Annotated in this window: 21 protein-coding genes; 15 read left to right on the forward strand and 6 right to left on the reverse strand. The window is 38.9% G+C overall.

The window, feature by feature from the left end; translation table 11 throughout:
* Positions 1 to 129: 129 nt before the first annotated feature.
* A complete protein-coding gene (locus MKZ14_RS08955; protein WP_312130176.1) occupies positions 130 to 345 on the reverse strand; it encodes a hypothetical protein in 216 nt (71 codons plus the stop codon).
* Between the two features lie 769 nt (positions 346 to 1114).
* On the opposite strand from MKZ14_RS08955, the gene MKZ14_RS08960 reads away from it, so the two are divergent.
* Positions 1115 to 1843 carry an AAA family ATPase gene (locus MKZ14_RS08960; protein WP_016993352.1) on the forward strand — a complete coding sequence of 243 codons (729 nt, stop codon included), beginning with the start codon at positions 1115 to 1117 and terminating at the stop codon, positions 1841 to 1843.
* Entirely contained in the window at positions 1840 to 3063 is a 1224-nt protein-coding gene (locus MKZ14_RS08965; RefSeq protein ID WP_333004540.1) for a GNAT family N-acetyltransferase, read from the forward strand. The genes MKZ14_RS08960 and MKZ14_RS08965 overlap by 4 nt, the downstream gene beginning before the upstream one ends.
* Positions 3064 to 3093: 30 nt before the next feature.
* On the opposite strand, the gene MKZ14_RS08970 is transcribed toward MKZ14_RS08965, so the two are convergent.
* Positions 3094 to 4476 carry a PLP-dependent aminotransferase family protein gene (locus MKZ14_RS08970; RefSeq protein WP_333004541.1) on the reverse strand — a complete coding sequence of 461 codons (1383 nt, stop codon included), beginning with the start codon at positions 4474 to 4476 and terminating at the stop codon, positions 3094 to 3096.
* A 110-nt stretch (positions 4477 to 4586) separates the two neighbouring features.
* On the opposite strand from MKZ14_RS08970, the gene MKZ14_RS08975 reads away from it, so the two are divergent.
* On the forward strand, positions 4587 to 5027 hold the full coding sequence (locus MKZ14_RS08975) for a GNAT family N-acetyltransferase (RefSeq protein WP_333004542.1): 441 nt from the start codon (positions 4587 to 4589) through the stop codon (positions 5025 to 5027).
* Between the two features lie 103 nt (positions 5028 to 5130).
* Here MKZ14_RS08975 and MKZ14_RS08980 read toward each other — a convergent pair whose 3' ends face one another.
* Positions 5131 to 5823, reverse strand: a complete 693-nt coding sequence (locus tag MKZ14_RS08980) for a class I SAM-dependent methyltransferase (protein ID WP_339280826.1) — start codon at positions 5821 to 5823, stop codon at positions 5131 to 5133.
* A 231-nt stretch (positions 5824 to 6054) separates the two neighbouring features.
* Between MKZ14_RS08980 and MKZ14_RS08985 the strand changes: the two genes are divergently transcribed.
* The 6 genes from MKZ14_RS08985 to MKZ14_RS09010 all read left to right on the forward strand — a co-directional run bounded on the left by MKZ14_RS08985 (position 6055) and on the right by MKZ14_RS09010 (position 9463).
* Positions 6055 to 6657 (forward strand): CPBP family intramembrane glutamic endopeptidase, encoded by a 603-nt coding sequence (locus tag MKZ14_RS08985; RefSeq protein ID WP_333004546.1) that lies wholly within the window; start codon positions 6055 to 6057, stop codon positions 6655 to 6657.
* 72 nt (positions 6658 to 6729) lie between these two features.
* Positions 6730 to 6915 carry a hypothetical protein gene (locus MKZ14_RS08990; protein WP_048390683.1) on the forward strand — a complete coding sequence of 62 codons (186 nt, stop codon included), beginning with the start codon at positions 6730 to 6732 and terminating at the stop codon, positions 6913 to 6915.
* Entirely contained in the window at positions 6908 to 7075 is a 168-nt protein-coding gene (locus MKZ14_RS08995; protein ID WP_016993359.1) for a hypothetical protein, read from the forward strand. Before MKZ14_RS08990 ends, MKZ14_RS08995 begins: the two co-directional genes overlap by 8 nt.
* A gap of 8 nt (positions 7076 to 7083) precedes the next feature.
* On the forward strand, positions 7084 to 7716 hold the full coding sequence (locus MKZ14_RS09000) for a hypothetical protein (protein ID WP_131519892.1): 633 nt from the start codon (positions 7084 to 7086) through the stop codon (positions 7714 to 7716).
* Positions 7717 to 7797: 81 nt separating this feature from the next.
* Positions 7798 to 8784, forward strand: a complete 987-nt coding sequence (locus tag MKZ14_RS09005) for a YafY family protein (protein WP_258859271.1) — start codon at positions 7798 to 7800, stop codon at positions 8782 to 8784.
* Positions 8785 to 8833: 49 nt separating this feature from the next.
* Positions 8834 to 9463: a type 1 glutamine amidotransferase family protein gene (locus MKZ14_RS09010; protein ID WP_333004551.1), complete on the forward strand. Its 630-nt coding sequence runs from the start codon at positions 8834 to 8836 to the stop codon at positions 9461 to 9463.
* 43 nt (positions 9464 to 9506) lie between these two features.
* Here MKZ14_RS09010 and MKZ14_RS09015 read toward each other — a convergent pair whose 3' ends face one another.
* Positions 9507 to 10016, reverse strand: a complete 510-nt coding sequence (locus tag MKZ14_RS09015) for a hypothetical protein (protein ID WP_036081232.1) — start codon at positions 10014 to 10016, stop codon at positions 9507 to 9509.
* A 93-nt stretch (positions 10017 to 10109) separates the two neighbouring features.
* Between MKZ14_RS09015 and MKZ14_RS09020 the strand changes: the two genes are divergently transcribed.
* Together MKZ14_RS09020 and MKZ14_RS09025 are read left to right on the forward strand one after the other, a co-directional pair.
* On the forward strand, positions 10110 to 10850 hold the full coding sequence (locus tag MKZ14_RS09020; protein WP_004228897.1) for a sulfite exporter TauE/SafE family protein: 741 nt from the start codon (positions 10110 to 10112) through the stop codon (positions 10848 to 10850).
* A gap of 3 nt (positions 10851 to 10853) precedes the next feature.
* The gene (locus tag MKZ14_RS09025; RefSeq protein WP_333004552.1) at positions 10854 to 11798 is read left to right on the forward strand and encodes a PD-(D/E)XK nuclease family protein; all 945 of its coding nucleotides are present in this window, start codon (positions 10854 to 10856) and stop codon (positions 11796 to 11798) included.
* Between the two features lie 38 nt (positions 11799 to 11836).
* Here the strand turns inward: MKZ14_RS09025 and MKZ14_RS09030 are convergent, their stop codons facing one another.
* Positions 11837 to 12070, reverse strand: a complete 234-nt coding sequence (locus MKZ14_RS09030) for a DUF3923 family protein (protein WP_333004553.1) — start codon at positions 12068 to 12070, stop codon at positions 11837 to 11839.
* Positions 12071 to 12306: 236 nt separating this feature from the next.
* Between MKZ14_RS09030 and MKZ14_RS09035 the strand changes: the two genes are divergently transcribed.
* The 4 genes from MKZ14_RS09035 (at position 12307) to MKZ14_RS09050 (ending at position 15563) form a co-directional block, all read left to right on the forward strand.
* The gene (locus MKZ14_RS09035; RefSeq protein ID WP_333004555.1) at positions 12307 to 12960 is read left to right on the forward strand and encodes a hypothetical protein; all 654 of its coding nucleotides are present in this window, start codon (positions 12307 to 12309) and stop codon (positions 12958 to 12960) included.
* 126 nt (positions 12961 to 13086) lie between these two features.
* Complete coding sequence (locus MKZ14_RS09040; RefSeq protein WP_333004556.1) at positions 13087 to 13239, forward strand: hypothetical protein; 153 nt, start codon at positions 13087 to 13089, stop codon at positions 13237 to 13239.
* A gap of 179 nt (positions 13240 to 13418) precedes the next feature.
* Complete coding sequence (locus tag MKZ14_RS09045; protein ID WP_333004557.1) at positions 13419 to 14579, forward strand: MFS transporter; 1161 nt, start codon at positions 13419 to 13421, stop codon at positions 14577 to 14579.
* A 216-nt stretch (positions 14580 to 14795) separates the two neighbouring features.
* Positions 14796 to 15563, forward strand: a complete 768-nt coding sequence (locus MKZ14_RS09050; RefSeq protein WP_333004559.1) for a hypothetical protein — start codon at positions 14796 to 14798, stop codon at positions 15561 to 15563.
* Between the two features lie 97 nt (positions 15564 to 15660).
* On the opposite strand, the gene MKZ14_RS09055 is transcribed toward MKZ14_RS09050, so the two are convergent.
* Complete coding sequence (locus MKZ14_RS09055; protein WP_333004561.1) at positions 15661 to 16008, reverse strand: glyoxalase; 348 nt, start codon at positions 16006 to 16008, stop codon at positions 15661 to 15663.
* Between the last annotated feature and the right edge of the window lie 105 nt (positions 16009 to 16113).

Consider the following 16113-nt stretch of genomic DNA (forward strand, 5'->3'; position numbering starts at 1 on the left):
TTGATAATGATAATTGTTATCAATTAAAAAGTCAACGGATATGCTTGAAGAAATTTAAGGTGAGAATGATTCGCAATCCTTGCCTATTTTATTCCCGAAATTTAATGGAATAAACCATGTTTTAGTCGACTATCTCTTTTTCTTTCCAAGCTCTTTAAGTGGCTGCTTTTTAGGGATTTTTTCGAACAATATCTTCACATGAAAATTGTTGTCATCAATTTGAAGTACCTCCAACACCTTTGCCTTGCGCCCTTTAATGCGAATATCCTCTTCCACAGTAGGTAACTTGACGAGCAATTGACTTAAAACGGACGTCTTGTTTTCATAATAATGAGTCACAAACATCGCGATTCTCCTTCTGACTTTTGATTGTTACTCAATTTATGAGCGGAGGATAATAGTTAGAACTTTGGAGATGGTGGAAGACGCTGAAGAGTGATGAAAAATGTTAAAGGTGAACATCAAGTGAGGGAATCCGCGCTCAAGAAGGATTTCTAAGTGATCAAAAAGGTAGACAACCCGCTCAGAAAGGAAGTCTAAGTGATCAAAAAGGTAGACAATCCGCTCAGAAAGGAAGTCTAAGTGATCAAAAAGGTAGACAACCCGCTCAGAAAGGAAGTCTAGGTGATCATAAAGAGAGAAAACCCGCTCAGAAAGGAACCCTAGGTGATCATAATAGAGAGGCAACCCTTTCCAGAAAAAAATCCAAGGTAATCATGGAATGAGGGGCAACTTGCTTATTTAAGAGAATTGATCAGCAAGCCACTGCGAAATAAAATTGCAAGGGAAAACACTACTGCATGTTGCAGGGAAATCATTCACTTAATCAGTTAGAGAGGAGGTCAATGTCAGCTTATTTTATAAGAAAATCAAAAATATGACATGATTTTACCTTTGGAAATTGCAACTTTCGACATGTTTTTTATTTATTTCTCGGGAAATATCTCATAGCGAATTGTGAAAATGGTAGGGACTTCGTCAGCTGTTTTAGGCTATTTATGTGGTGGCTGGCTCGAATGGATACATAAAAAGGTGATATTTTAATCAAACAGGTGGGTGGAATACGTTTCAGCTAGGGGGATGTTCGCTATAATAAGAGTAAGGAGGAAATGAAATGTATTTAAAGTCATGTAAGGTGTTACAGGATACGATTCCCAATAAACAGGCGTATCCTTTTAATATTCCAAGCTTGCAGGATTTACATGAGCTGGAGTTCCCGACGAATGTGACGTTCTTTGTTGGGGAAAATGGTTCGGGGAAATCAACATTACTGGAGGCGATTGCTGATCGCTGCGATTTCAATACGGCTGGTGGCGGTCGTCAAAATTTATATGAAGTACATAAGGCGGAATCTTCATTGGGGGAATATATCCGTTTGTCGTGGCTGCCGAAAATTTCGAATGGGTTTTTCCTTCGATCAGAAACATTTTATCAATTTGCCAGTCATATTGATTTGATAGAAGATCCAAGGAGATATAACGCTTTTGGTGGGAAATCACTACATCATCAATCTCATGGTGAATCCTTTCTTGCGTTATTTATGAATCGTTTTAAGGGTAAAGCCATTTATTTATTGGATGAGCCTGAGGCGGCATTGTCACCAACGAGGCAGCTGAGCTTGCTGAAAATAATGAAGGACCTTGAGCATGAGGCACAATTTATTATTGCTACACACTCACCCATTTTGCTTGGCTATCCGAATGCAACGATTTATAGTTTTGATCAAGGAGAAATTGAATCCATTCGCTATGAGGATACCATTCATTACATCGTGACCAAACGTTTTTTGGATGCACCACAGTCGATATTAAGAGAGTTATTTGATGAGGAGAGGGAATCATGAATCAACGAAAAGGCTTAATCATGCGAGAAATTCGATTGGATGAAATGGCACAGTCCATTGATTTACTGAATTATGTCTTTCAAATGTCAATGTCCATTCACAAGGATCGTCGCTTTGTGAATGCGAAGAGTAGGCAATTTAATGAAGGGCATGCTATCGGGTGGTTTGATGGTTCACAGCTTGTATCGCAAATTTTAAGTTTGCCTTTTGAGGTGAATGTGCATGGCAAGATTTATGAAATGGGTGGCATCACAGCAGTTGGGACATACCCTGAATATTCAGGACATGGCTTAATGGAGAGCTTGATCATTGAAAGTCTGCAAAGTATGCGAAATGAAGGACAGTATATATCCTATTTATTTCCATATTCTATTCCTTATTACCGCAAAAAGGGATGGGAAATTATGAGTGATATTGTGGAGTTTCAAGTGAAGGATACACAGCTTCCTCATTATGCTGGGCTAAATGGGAAAATTCGCAGAGTTGATCCGAAGCATGAGGATGTGGTGGATATCTACGCACGCTATGCGCAGAAGACGCATGGGGTAATGGTGCGCAATAGTATTGCCTGGAACGAGAAATTTCAGGAGGATTTCTGGGAGGAGAAATTTATAGATAGTGATGTGAACCTTCAGGCAGCGGTCTACTATGATGAAGAAGATGTGGCACAGGGCTACATGTTCTATCGTATTATGGAGGAAAATTATTACATTGATGAAATCGTCTATTTGCAGGAAGAGGCTCGTAAAGGTTTATGGAATTTCGTCTCGGCTCACAGCTCAATGGTCTACAATGTCTACGGGAAAACAACTGGTAATGAAGCGGTAGCCTTTCTATTAGAGGATAGTGAGATCATTCAAAAGGTATCGCCATATTTCATGGCAAGAATCGTCGATGTCAAAGAATTTTTACTGCGCTATCCATTTGTCGGTCAGAATTTCGAGCTTCAGCTAGCTGTCAGTGATCGCACTGTGGCGTGGAATAATGGCACCTACATCATCAAAATGAAAGATGGAAACCTTTCTGTGCAGAAGGTAAGTGAGACGTTGGACATGAATGCTGTGCATTTAACAGTGCAAACACTGGCTACTATGCTGTTAGGCTACAAACGTCCAACCTATTTAGAAAGAATTGAACGATTACAGGGACGTACAGAGGAAATTGCATTGCTCGAGGCGGTTTTACCAGTAGGTATCCCAACATTTATTGATTATTTTTAAGTGGTATGGTAAGAGCCATAACGTTGACGGTTATGGCTGCCACGCCTCTTTTAACAGCTCGATGCCCAGCTTGATTTCTTCCAACGCTAATTTACTAAAGCCTAATTGAAGCATTGGTTCCTCATTTTTTTGATGGATAAAAAAGGGGCTTGTCGGATAAACCTTCACACCGTAAGTCGCCGCTCGTTGGATCAGCTGCTGCTCGGAAAGCGGAGACTTTATCTTCACTAATACATATAGTCCTGATTGCTCGCCTAACACGGCTATTTGCTGACCGAAATGTCGTTGTAGCTCCTGTACAAGGTGCTGCATTTTTTGTTTATAGGTCAAACGCATTCGTTTAATATGGCGTGACCATTCTCCCTGCGCCATAAATTGGGCCATTGTGCGTTGATGGAGGGACGAAGCATTTTGTTCAAAATGAGCAAAACGCTCTTTATAGGGCTGAACAAGTGCATTTGGTAGCACCAAATAGCTTAAACGCACACCTGGTAAAAACGATTTGGAGAAGGTGCCGAGATAGATTACCCTTGATGAGTCGATGGAAGCAAGGGCAGGAAATGGCTGTTGTGTATAGCGAAACTCTCCATCATAATCATCCTCTAGAATATAACCATCGACTTGTTGAGCCCATTGTATTAAGAACTGTCGCTGCTGAATAGACATGGACACACCGTATGGGAAATGATGTGACGGGGTGACATACATTAAGCGTGATTGACAGTTTTGGAGTATGTCAAGTTGAGCTCCTGTTTCCATTACAGGTAGTGGCTCTAATTCGAAGTGATGTAACTGGAAGGCCTCACGTGCACCATTATAGCCAGGGTCTTCCAAAAGAATGCTTGGGAAAGAATCCTTTAGTAAAAAGCCAAGATACAAGAGCATTTGCTGTGTGCTACTACCAATGATGATATTGTCGCTCGTTGTATAAACCCCTCTTGCTTGCAGTAAATACGGCACAAGCTGCTCCTTTAGCACTGATTCTCCAAACAGTTCTCCGTATTCGTAACAGGTTGATTCCTGTAATACTTGATTGGCAATTTGGCGCCATGTTTTCATGGGAAAATGTTGCTGATCGACCGCCCCTGCACGAAAATCTACGAGGTATGATGCAGTCTGTCTTTTTGGCTGTAACATAAGAGGCGGTTCCTGCTCCTGTAGAAAAACCTGCTCTAGCGCATTGACGAAATAGCCTTTTCGTCCCTCCCCACGTATGTATCCTTCTGCCACAAGCTGTTCATAAGCGGTTAATGTAGTATTACGACTGACCTGTAAAGTTTCTGCAAGTTTTCGTATAGAGGGCAAGGAATCATCTGTTTGAAGTGTACCTTGCATAATAAGTGCTTTAATTTGCTGGTACACTTGCTTATATTTTGCCTCTTTTTCTGTTAATAGAAAGATTAAATCGTCCATAAGGCACCACCTTGACATGTTAAAATATTTGGAACTGTTTCTTTTGAAATGTCAGATTATTTACTACCATCATACTAGAAGGACAATCAAAAGGAAATGGAGATTAAAATATGAAAATTTGTATGGTGACACAGCAAACGATGGGAGACGTAGTCCCATTATTTAATGCCTATCGTGAATTTTATGGACAATCATCTGATTTACAGCAAGCTGAGCAGTTTATACAGGAGCGAGTGATGGGAGGAGAGTCTATTATTTTTCTGGCATATTTGGAGGAGAAGCCAGTTGGATTTGCACAATTGTTTCCAGTCTTTTCATCTGTAGCTATGAAACGAGCGTTTCTCTTAAATGATTTATTTGTGGCGGAACAAGCCAGAAAACAAGGTATAGCACAGTCGTTGATGGATCAATGCTATGCCTATTGTCAGCAGGAAGGTGCTCGTTACATGATGCTTGAAACCGCCAGAGATAATGTCCAAGCACAGAAGCTCTATGAAAAAATGGGCATGACGGTTGATGAAACTGTTTATTATTACAGTATTTATTGGTGATTTTTTTCGATGTGATGGGAGTTGGTGGAGAGCCCGCTCAATACCACTATAAATCTAAGTTTCATCCCCACCATTGATTGTGACTATGGTGGGGGCTTTGTGGTTATGCGTGGCTCATCCATCCTGCGAAGAGACCTGATGAGAAAAAGCGGGTAATATTTTGAAAGCCTGCTTCACATAATAGCTGTTGGATTTCTTGATCGGAGAGGAAGGAAATATTCATGATGCCCTTGCCCATGCTATCTACCTTTTCTTTTGTATAGCCGGCATCTAAAAAGTAGCTTTGCCATATTTTGATGCGATCTTGTAGCTCGTCACTTTCTCGTTCTCCGTAGGCACAAGCGAGGACAAAGGGCATTCCAGGTTTTAATTGCTTGTGAATATTTTGCAGTAAATGGAGTTTCTCCTGTCGATCTTCAATAAAATGAAGAACGAGGATACAGCTTGCCGCATCGAATTTCGGTGTTGATTGTGGTAAGCGCTCAATTGTTCCTTGTAGTAGCTGAACGCGACTTTCAATATCCAGTTGCACGGCTTTATGTTGCGCGATTTGGAGCATTTCCTCAGATGGGTCAACCCCAGTGAACATCCATTTAGGGTTTGTTGGTCCCCATGCAGAAAGCTCGTTGCCCCCACCTGCTCCTACAACAAGCAGGGATGCTTCTGGTTCCCCTAAGTGCATGCGGAAATAGGCTTGTGTCACGGCAAATAATGTGTCATAGGCAGGCACTGAAATCCGCGTGCTTTGCTCATATGTTCGTGCCTTTTCTAATAAATGTGTAGATAATGTACGCATTGTGATAGCCTCCAGTGTTTTATTACCTCTATTACAGACCCTTAATATCTGTAATAGAGTATAAATGAAAATAACAGAAAAGACAAAGGAGAAGCCCTTTGACATCGTTTTTTATTGTAAAACATTTAATAATTAATAATAAAAATAAATAATTTAATGTTTATCATTAAATAACTATTGAAAAAAATGGCACTTTCTTCTATGCTTGTAGTAAACAGGAGGGGAAATAAGATGATGAATAGTTTAATCAGTGCCATTTTGCAAGTGATGTTATTTTCAATGATTCCGTTTATTTGGTGGCTTTGTACAGCGAGAAAAAAACAGCCCTTTTTAACGTGGATAGGATTGCAAAAGCCTATTATTGTGCACAAGGGAAGGTATGCTATGTACATTGTACTTTCTATTTTCACGATGTTAATACCAAGCTTTGCGCTAGTCTTTTTCTATATTGATCACTCCTTGCTAGCGGCGAATCAATTCGCGGGACTTGGAGCTGCTGCCGTCATTCCAGCACTTTTCTACGCTATTATTCAAACAGGTTTATCAGAGGAGCTATTATTTCGCGGCTTTTTATTAAAGAGATTGATGAAGATTTTTGATTTTCAAGTAGCAAATCTCTTGCAAAGTATTATTTTTGGCTGTGTTCATGGGGCCATGCTATGGTCGGTGCTTCCGCTTCATGTAATCTTATTAGTTGTGCTTACTACAGCGCTTGCTGGCTATGTGATGGGCTGGGTGAACGAACGAATTGCTGGAGGTTCCATTGTCACTAGCTGGAGTATCCATAGTATCGTTAATTTCATAGCGGCGTGCTTGTATATGTTTAAATTTTGACTTATTTGCATTTCTTTGCTGTCACTTGCATAATAGGGCAGAGAAGATTTTTTCGTGAAGGGACGTGCAAGCATGACAGAGTGGCCTAAGGGAGTAGCAAAACCAGCAATTCGCGCATTACATGCAGCGGGCTATACAGAATTGAAGCAGCTAGAAAGAGTTGAGCTTTCTACATTAGCTCATCTTCATGGAATGGGTCCAAAAGCTTTAGCAGCGATTGAGGCGGCACTAAAGGAAAGTAGGGAACTTCGTGAATAAGCTGACATTGTTTTTACTGGCGATGGTTGTCTATTATATCCTCGTTGTAGTCGTTATAAGCAAGCTGTTTATTATTCCTATTATGAAAGTGATGGCTCTTATCTTTTTTATAGGGGCAGGCTATATCTTTTCTCGTAAAATGCGTAGGAAATTACAGTAGGAGGTAATATGAAAATTGTTAAATTAACATTCTTTTATTTAGCTATTATTTTATTGGCATTGACGCTGTCCTTAGCGGGTGTTCGTCTATCCATCTCTCTTGGGATATTTGCATTAATTGCGGTAGGGATGATTTATCGCCATATACATATTTTATATCGCACAAACAATATGGAGCAGGTGGATAAATGGGTTAAAAATCACCGAAAAGAGCCTATATTTGCTGCTCTCTATGCATCAGCTTACGGGACAAAAGAGGAACAGATTCAGGCAATCGATGTCATCATCCATCATTATAAGCAGCCAGCCATTAAGTACAATTACCTCTTTATTAAGGCCATTATGGAGGAGAATCTTGGTGCTGCTAAAGTAGCCGCAAGACAAATTGATAAGGAGCCTTTAACTAGCTATGCACTATGCTATATTGCTGCGCTAGAAGGTCGAGCGGCCGATATGAGAAGTGATAAACTAACACAGCCGTGGATGCAACCTGCAATTGAAGCGGTCTATGCCTGTACAATAAAGGATCAGGCTAATTTCCGCCAATTCGCGGATGCCAGCATCCAACAAGCACGTGGCATACAGAAATACGGTTTAATACATAATTTTAAGCAAATGGAAGATGAATTGGTAAAGGCATAATGGAAGGGCTACTTGATAACAGTATCAGGTAGCCTGATTTTGTGTCAAAAATCATAAATTAATTCAATGAGGTGAAAATGTTTGTCTAAAATGGATCAAATGATGCAGATTTTATGGATGTTGAATTCAGGTAGGAAAATTACCGCGAAAGAAATCGCTGAAAAATTAGAGATTAATATCAGATCCGTTTACCGCTATATTAACTCACTTTCTGCCAGCGGTGTGCCGATTATAGCTGAAACAGGTCATCATGGAGGATATACCCTGTTAAATAATTTTATTAAAAGTCCTCTTATTTTTGATGTTGATGAGAAAGCGGCATTACTTCATGCTTCTATTTTTGCAAAAGAAGCTGGCTATTTTTTAGATGAGGCATTAAACAGTGCAACAGCAAAGCTTACAATGTATTCAAATCAAGAGCAAGAAAGAATGATTCAACAGCATTTACAAGGTTTTGAGATAATCGGTCCTGTAGAATCCTCATTGGAGCCTCTATTAAAAAAATTAGAAGAGAGTATAGTAAAGGAAACATCTATAGAAATGGAATACCGTACTAATAGCGAAGTGCAATCTAAGTCGAGGGTGGTCAATCCATATGGTTTGGTTTATTGGAATCAAAACTGGTATGTCGTTGCATTTTGTCATGTAAGAAATGAAATCCGTACTTTTAAAGTAGGCCGAATTAGCAGTCTGCATCAAACAGTCCTTCCCTTCCAACGACCACAATCTTTCTCTGCCAGTGATTTTTTTATGAAAAGCCTATTTCCCCAAGCCGAAGATAATCAGAACCTTGTGCCCTTCATCATTTGTGGAAAGACAAGTGCTGTGGATGCGATCAGTCAGCATTGGTTTTTAAAGTATCACCTCAAAGAACGCACCAATAAGAACGCAATATTTTTAGTAGATGAGGAAGCATTACATACATATGTACCCTATTTACTTTTTCCCTATGGAAAATCAATCCAAGTAGTAGAACCTATAAGTCTAAAGCAAACGATAATTGACGTTCTCTATGAGCTTATACATTTTTATGAAAATGAAAACTTTACTGACGGAGAATGTCAGTAAAGCTTTTTTATACTAAGCATAGTTTCATTCATAAAAAGGAGTGTTTATTATGCAGACAAGAAAAGTATATCTTTATGTATTTGATACGATGGCAGATTGGGAGATAGGATATTTAATGGCCGAATTAAATACAGGTAGGTATTTTAAAAAGGGGTTAGAGCCTTTAGAGGTGATGACAGTAGGGATTGATAGAAGTCCTGTTACGACGATGGGTGGCATCACCATACTTCCGACGATGACCGTTGCTGAATGTCACTTGAACAGCATGGATGTCTTGATTCTTCCAGGAGGCAATACATGGCTAGAATCTATTCATGACCCTGTATTGAATAAAGTCTCAAAAGCGTTGAACGAAGAAGTTTTCGTAGCTGCAATTTGTGGTGCAACGTTCGGTCTCGCAAAGCTTGATTTGCTTGATACAAGACACCATACGAGCAACGATCTCGAATACTTGAAGATGCTTTGTCCACATTATATTGGGGATGAACATTTTAAACAGAAGCCAGCCGTAACTGAAAGGAATTTAGTAACGGCATCTGGCATTGCACCGTTGGATTTTGCCTACCATGTTTTGAGGCTGCTCGATGTTTTTACACCAGAAACATTACATGCTTGGTATAAGCTTTATGAGACGCAGGAGAAAAAATATTTTTATGAATTAATGACATCCATTGAATAATAATTAGTCTAAGAAGAGCATGTTCATTGTTAAAACATGCTCTCTAATTTTTTGCATTAGATTTTTTATCCAACAAAATGCCTCGCACAATACCCATCATGAAGATGCCAAATAACAGCAGTAAAAATAAGTAAGCATGCCATTGCTGTAAAATACGTTCGCGTCCTAAAGCCACCGTAAGATCATTGAAAAGGGAGTAGGTAAAATACAATAGAATACTATTTTTGATGAGACAAAACGTTAGGATGCCATTTTGTCGCTGTCTATGGGATAGTGGTGCTTTATTTTTACGCATCACTGGATAAGCGGCCTTTATCTCCAAATAGTGTAAAAGTAGAAAGAGCATAAGAGCGACAAAGGGTAAATAAAAAATAGCGATTTTTGGTCCGAATTGGGCATGGTCACTCGTAAAGCTTTGCAAGACAGGAATCGTGGCTGGGAGCTTGCCATATTGAATAAGTGTCGCTGTAATACCAGCTAAAAAAATAGTCGCCACAATAACAGTTAGCTGGTGACAAAAGCGTGGTGTAGGTGTTTTTTGTTGTATATGCATCCTTGCTCCTCATTTCCATCATCATTGATAATAACAATCTGTTATACTGTATCATAGAATGATTGCTTTTTGTGCTAGAGAAAGAAGGATATTATGGAATACTTGTTGTTTTTACTAATTGGCATCATTGGGAATGTCATTGGTACGTTAGTTGGGGGTGGTGGCTTAATTACCTTGCCAACGATGATGCTAATGGGGGTACCCGTCCATTCGGCAATTGGCGCAAATAAAGTGTCCAATATGGTGAGTGCTTTTTCGAGCTTTTATACGATTTATCAACGTAAGGAATTAGCCTGGAACGAAATGCGTTCGGTGTTACTTGTCTCTTTAATCGGAGGCACATTGGGTGGACTTTTCGCTTCCTTCATGAGTAGTCAATCATTGACGTTCATTGCTATTATTTTACTTGGCTTTGCGCTTGTCATGTCCTTTATGGGGGGAGCTGATTTTGGCGACAAGGAACGCTTTACGATGAATCGAAAAAACGGTCCTATCCTTCTTGGAGTTGGCTTTTATGACGGTATGTTTGGTCCTGGCAGTAGTACATTGGCGCTTTATACATATGCACATGAGAAGATTTCCTATATTAAAGCCGTGGGGCTATCACGGGTAGGGGTATTTGCAATGTGCTCAGGCGCAGCGATTACCTATATTGCTACAGGGAAAATTGAATGGCCCTTAACGCTTATTTTAATGATTGGCTCGACGATTGGTGCACAAATTGGGCTTGTGCTAGCCAGAAAAGTGAAGGCACATCAGGTAAAGCTTTTACTGCGTATTGTAACGATTGTGCTGATTATACAGCTTGTTTATGATTTCATCCATCAGCTTTAGGAGGTGATTGTCCTGTTTGAAATTTCACCCTATCCAACCTTTTCGTGGTCGCTATCGCGTCATAAAACATTGACAAGCTGCGCCCGCAAATATGGCTATGAATATTACTTTTCACATAACGGGTGGCTCAGTTACAATGTGGAACCATATCATCAACAGGTGTATCGCTTAAAAAAGCTGCAATCGATGCCTATTTTATTTGGGCAAATTGTCCATCGATACATTGAGCAGGCCATTAATGATTATTTACAAACAGGAAAAGCTCCGACTGTAGAGGAGCTAATTCAATTAGGTCGCGGGCAGCTGAATGCAGCCTTTATTGACTCCACTCGTCGTCTTGACTTTTGGAGGCAAAAGCCGAATAAGTATTATATGATGCAGGAAATCTATTATCATGGCACACTTTCTCCTGAGCTTGTGCAAGACTACAAAGAACGTTTACGACTTGTCTTTAATCATTTTTTGATGAGTGAAACATTTCAGCAGATCACCTCACAAAAAGGCTCGCTCCGTATCGGAGAACCAGAGCAATTCCGCTCGATGAAAGTGGAAGATGTCCAGATATTCGTTGTTATGGACTTTCATTATTATGATGAACTGAGGGATAAATGGATTATTGTTGACTGGAAGACTGGTGGAGAGTCTGATGATGACCGTCAGCAATTAGCCCTCTACGCTTACTATGTTCAGCAAAAATACCGAGTGTCTCTAGCACAAATCGAGGTCTATAATGAATATTTATTAACAGGCAAGCGCAAGAAATATAGTTTTACAGACATCGATATGGAAAATATTTTGTATACGTTTCAGCGCAGTGTTTTAGAAATGAAAAAGTATCAGGCAGATATTTTTTCCAACGAGCCCGTAGACATCGAGGACTTTGAACAAACACAAGAAAACTGGCATTGTCGTGGCTGTAATTTTAGGGAGCTATGTGAATCAAGATGAAAAATGAAGCGAGTGCTAAAATAGCCTCTCGCTTCTTTTTAAGAGATTTTCGTATAATGAGCTTTTGTGCTTTTTTTAATAAAGTAAAGAAAAATTAATTGTATAAGCACAACTATTAGAAACATGATGCCCAAAATAACGAATGAAACCATTTTCACTTCAGGTGTTTGCACAATCCCTGCACCATCCACATCCCTTGCCCCAATAAATACGGCGATGCCAGAAAAAATCAATAACCACACAATATTTACAGCCCACCAAAATATTTTCATACCTAAAATGAACACCTTCTTTCTTCTTGTAATTTCCTCTTATTGCTTAATCATATCAATTTACCTTAAATTTGGAAATGCACTATAGACGGTGCTACATCTCAGCCTGCAGACGGATTGACTCTTTTTAAAATAGTTGTTTTTATAGGCTTCATTTCTTTTTAAGGATATATATGGTAAATTGGTGTATGCATATTTGTATATCACCTAGTCAAATTTTAGAAAGGAGGCAGCATATGATAAACAATAAAAAGACGTTCATAGGGTCAATCGTTATGTTGGGTATTTGTATGTGTCTGTTTTTTCCGTATCCCTACAATGAAGCGATGATGGCACATACTACCTTCATGTCAATTCCTATCGAAACACAAGATGGATACGTGTTACTTGGCATCTTTTGCTCGATTTTATTTATAATTGCTATGATATTACTACTTAGGAGCATCAACAAATATCATTTTCGAACATTTGTCATTGTAGTATTACTTTATTCATTATTACCCCATTTGCTCATTGTGGCATATCAAGAAACCTTTGCTAGTGGCATTATGGCCATTTCATACAAAGGGGATGGAGCATGTCGTTTTGATATGGTAGGAAAAGATTTAATGAATGGGGAATGTACCATTGTCTTACATAATCGAAGCAATGAAGCTGTGTCCTTTGATTTACAATTTATCGATACGAATTTTTTTAAAGGCGATAAACGGATGAATTCACTTATGAATATAACAGGGCCATATCATGTGACCATCGAGGCCAATCGTGAAAAAGCTATTCATCTAAAGGAATTACTCGATTTAACAAATGTTCCTAATCATATAGAGGGAGGTGTTTCCTCCAATGTGCATGTGCAATTAATAGACGGTGACAAGGAAAGAACTTTATAAATAGTCGATGCGGGGAAAATATTTTGCGTCTTATACATAGTTTCAACGTTGCATTTGCTTTTGTGGTAAACTTGTATTAGATTATAGTAAGCTATGAATTGAACTTGAGAGAGGAGGCAAAAAGTCATGGAAACGATTTTCAGAAGAACGGCGATTGAGGTAAAGACATTTTTACAATTAGATGATTTAGGCTCAAAGGGATCAGTCTGTAGTTTTTTAAGAAAACAGCATAGTGAAAGTAGTAACCGGAAGCTTTTTGCCTTTGTTAGTCATGTGTGAAAAATGACTTTTTAACCATACAAAGTAATTGGTAGACGCCGGTTTTATGGCGTCTTTTTTGTTGTGATAAAACGGAGAGAGGGTGAGCTAATTGCTAAAAAAACTAAGACAATTAAGGAATGTTGCAGTGTTCCAAGCGCTTCTAATTTAGAAAAATAATTAGAAGCGAGGAATTTACTATGAAAAAACAACTAATTTTTACTTCATCATTTCTTTTTCTATTTCTAAGTAATTTTTTTATTTTTATAGGATTTGAAATGCTATTGCCTATTTTACCAGCCTATTTATTAAGCATAAACGCCAATCCGATGCAAGTAGGCTTGGTGACGACGGTATTTACACTAGGTGCCATTACGATAAGACCTTTTATAGGGTACTATTTAATGGATCATAAGCGGAAAAAACTAGCGATTGTGGCAAGTACAGCATTACTACTAATTACAATGCTGTATCCATTGCTTAATACGATTTGGATTTTCCTATTACTCCGACTTTTCCATGGAACAGCGTGGGGTGTATCCACGACAGCCAATAGTACAATGGCTGTAGATAGTATCCCTAAAGCTCGATTAGGAGAGGGAATGGGCTATTTCTCGGTATCCACAACCGTGGGAGCAATTGTTGCACCCAGTCTCGGGATTCTTATTTACAGTACCTTTTCTTTTCACACGCTGATTTGGTCGTCAGCCTTACTAAGCCTTTTTGCGATCATAATGCTTTCATTTGTGCATTCCACGGCACCTATTCAAAATGACAAGCAGCCATTTCGATTTATAGAAGCGATATTTGAAAAAGAAGTAAGGTTTCAGGCATTATTGACTGTTGTGACGACGCTTGGTTTCGGCGCCATTATTACATTCTTAGTTCTTTTTGGTGAACAAAAGGGATTACAACAGATTTTTCTATTCTTTCTTATTAACGCAATTGTTTCCACGTTAATACGTCCTTTTACAGGGAAATGGTTTGATAAGCATGGACCATGGTCGATCATTATTATGTCAGCGATTTTCGGTTTTCTATCATTAATCGTGTTATCCTATACTACAAATAATTTCACTTTGATTTTCGCAGCGATTTTATTTGGTGCAGGCTATGGCACCGTTATGCCGTGCTTACAAACTTGGGCTGTTCAAAAAGTAAGTGAAGCCAAAAGTGGTGCAGCCAATGCCACTTTTCTTTCCAGTTTTGATGTTGGGGTCGGTATGAGCGCATTTATCTTAGGGATTTTAGCTGAGTGGATGAGTATAGAAATGATTTTCCGACTTGTTAGCCTAAGCTTTCTCCTTGTCGCCCTGTTAGTTTATCGGGATTATATTGTTAATAAAAAAACGAGCCATTAATACAGTAGGTAGGACCAGTCTCCATTAATTGCCCCTTTAAATAGACAATGTAAATTTTAGTCAATTACATGTCTTCTTTAAAGGGGGTTTTTATATGAACAACACCACTTGGATAGGATTGTAAGCCGCTTGCGTGTTAACAAATAGTTGGAAAATTCAATCCGAATTGTTAGATTTAAGGTATGATAGGGGAAGGCAAGCTTTGGAGGACTTTAAATGGTAAATGTACAATTATTAAAGAAGGTTAGAACCTTATTGGAGATGTATGAAGAAGGAGAACTTGGTGGGGAAGTAATGCCTGAAGATGTTTTAAAGGGTGTTGTAGAAGATGCAGATTTACTTCATGTGTTAACGCTAGCAATGGCTTTGAATTATCAACGAAATTCTTATACGTTGTGGGAATCTGTTGTAAAGGCTTATCAGGATGAAAAAACAGCATGGATTTTTCATCCTAAAATAGCCGCAAATTGTGATATTCATGATTTACGCGAAGCATTATTACTTCATCGTGTTGGTTTACAACCTAATCGACACCCTGAGATATGGCAGCGAGTAGCGAAAGGTATTGTAAATTCCTCAGCAAACGGAGATGTACAGGGGCTGATCGAATCTGCTCACTTTGATATTGCTATTTTAAAAGAGCTGATGCAACATACTCGCAAAGCGGAATTCCCCTATTTATCTGGACCTAAAATTTTCAATTACTGGCTATATGTTTTGGAAAATTATGCATCTATTAGGTGGCGTTCTCGTGAGCTTATAACAATAGCTCCAGATACACATATAATGAAAGCAACTGTTAAATTGGGATTATGTATGGATGAGGTGTTAGATGGGGGAGCGAATGATCGGAGAGTTGTAGCGAATGCATGGGAGCAAGCACTCAAAGGAACAGGGATCGCCCCAATCGATATTCATACGCCATTATGGCTGTGGTCTCGAGCTGGGTTCCCCTCGCTTGAAGAGAAAAAGCAAAGTGTATAGCCGTGTAGGATTAAATAAAAAACTTAAAGAGCATGTTTTGATTATATGTCAAAACATGCTCTTATTTATTGTGACCGTATTTAGGAAAGACTACAAACTACTTCTCCCAAAGCTCAATCAGTCGACCTTCTGGATCTTTAATCCAAATAAACTTCCCAAATTCGCTACTCTCTAGAGGTTTTGCAAGGGGAATATCGAGATGTTCAAGATGCATTAACATATCGTTTAAATCATGTACTTGGAAATTCAACATTACTTGTTGTTCTGTGGGAAAATAACTGTCCTGTTCATTGAAAAAAGAAAAGATCGTTTCATTGCCTTCATGGGGTTTAATGATTGTCCCATTCCAATCGTTTATTTCAATCATCAAGACTTCATTGTACCATTTCTTCACAACCTCTAGATTTTTAGTTCGCCAAAATATTCCGCCAAAACCTTTTATCATCGTCTCAAACTCCTATCTGTAGAAAGTTTCCTGATCTTTTCCATTAATATAGCATGACAAGGTGGCCATAAGAAAGAGACCATGCCATTTTGGATGGTCTCTACC

It is taken from the genome of Lysinibacillus sp. FSL P2-0066 (assembly GCF_037969495.1).
Taxonomy (GTDB): domain Bacteria; phylum Bacillota; class Bacilli; order Bacillales_A; family Planococcaceae; genus Lysinibacillus; species Lysinibacillus boronitolerans.

What these genes read in the sequence shown, in the direction of transcription:
- MKZ14_RS09035 (WP_333004555.1), top strand. Translation starts at nt 12,307, where the DNA reads ATGATAAACAATAAAAAGACGTTCATAGGGTCAATCGTTATGTTGGGT.
- MKZ14_RS08955 (WP_312130176.1), bottom strand. Translation starts at nt 345, where the DNA reads ATGTTTGTGACTCATTATTATGAAAACAAGACGTCCGTTTTAAGTCAA.
- MKZ14_RS08980 (WP_339280826.1), bottom strand. Translation starts at nt 5,823, where the DNA reads ATGCGTACATTATCTACACATTTATTAGAAAAGGCACGAACATATGAG.
- MKZ14_RS08985 (WP_333004546.1), top strand. Translation starts at nt 6,055, where the DNA reads ATGATGAATAGTTTAATCAGTGCCATTTTGCAAGTGATGTTATTTTCA.
- MKZ14_RS08970 (WP_333004541.1), bottom strand. Translation starts at nt 4,476, where the DNA reads ATGGACGATTTAATCTTTCTATTAACAGAAAAAGAGGCAAAATATAAG.
- MKZ14_RS09040 (WP_333004556.1), top strand. Translation starts at nt 13,087, where the DNA reads ATGGAAACGATTTTCAGAAGAACGGCGATTGAGGTAAAGACATTTTTA.
- MKZ14_RS08975 (WP_333004542.1), top strand. Translation starts at nt 4,587, where the DNA reads ATGAAAATTTGTATGGTGACACAGCAAACGATGGGAGACGTAGTCCCA.
- MKZ14_RS09030 (WP_333004553.1), bottom strand. Translation starts at nt 12,070, where the DNA reads ATGAAAATATTTTGGTGGGCTGTAAATATTGTGTGGTTATTGATTTTT.
- MKZ14_RS09020 (WP_004228897.1), top strand. Translation starts at nt 10,110, where the DNA reads ATGGAATACTTGTTGTTTTTACTAATTGGCATCATTGGGAATGTCATT.
- MKZ14_RS09050 (WP_333004559.1), top strand. Translation starts at nt 14,796, where the DNA reads ATGGTAAATGTACAATTATTAAAGAAGGTTAGAACCTTATTGGAGATG.
- MKZ14_RS09015 (WP_036081232.1), bottom strand. Translation starts at nt 10,016, where the DNA reads ATGCATATACAACAAAAAACACCTACACCACGCTTTTGTCACCAGCTA.
- MKZ14_RS09000 (WP_131519892.1), top strand. Translation starts at nt 7,084, where the DNA reads ATGAAAATTGTTAAATTAACATTCTTTTATTTAGCTATTATTTTATTG.
- MKZ14_RS09055 (WP_333004561.1), bottom strand. Translation starts at nt 16,008, where the DNA reads ATGATAAAAGGTTTTGGCGGAATATTTTGGCGAACTAAAAATCTAGAG.
- MKZ14_RS09010 (WP_333004551.1), top strand. Translation starts at nt 8,834, where the DNA reads ATGCAGACAAGAAAAGTATATCTTTATGTATTTGATACGATGGCAGAT.
- MKZ14_RS08960 (WP_016993352.1), top strand. Translation starts at nt 1,115, where the DNA reads ATGTATTTAAAGTCATGTAAGGTGTTACAGGATACGATTCCCAATAAA.
- MKZ14_RS09045 (WP_333004557.1), top strand. Translation starts at nt 13,419, where the DNA reads ATGAAAAAACAACTAATTTTTACTTCATCATTTCTTTTTCTATTTCTA.
- MKZ14_RS08990 (WP_048390683.1), top strand. Translation starts at nt 6,730, where the DNA reads ATGACAGAGTGGCCTAAGGGAGTAGCAAAACCAGCAATTCGCGCATTA.
- MKZ14_RS08965 (WP_333004540.1), top strand. Translation starts at nt 1,840, where the DNA reads ATGAATCAACGAAAAGGCTTAATCATGCGAGAAATTCGATTGGATGAA.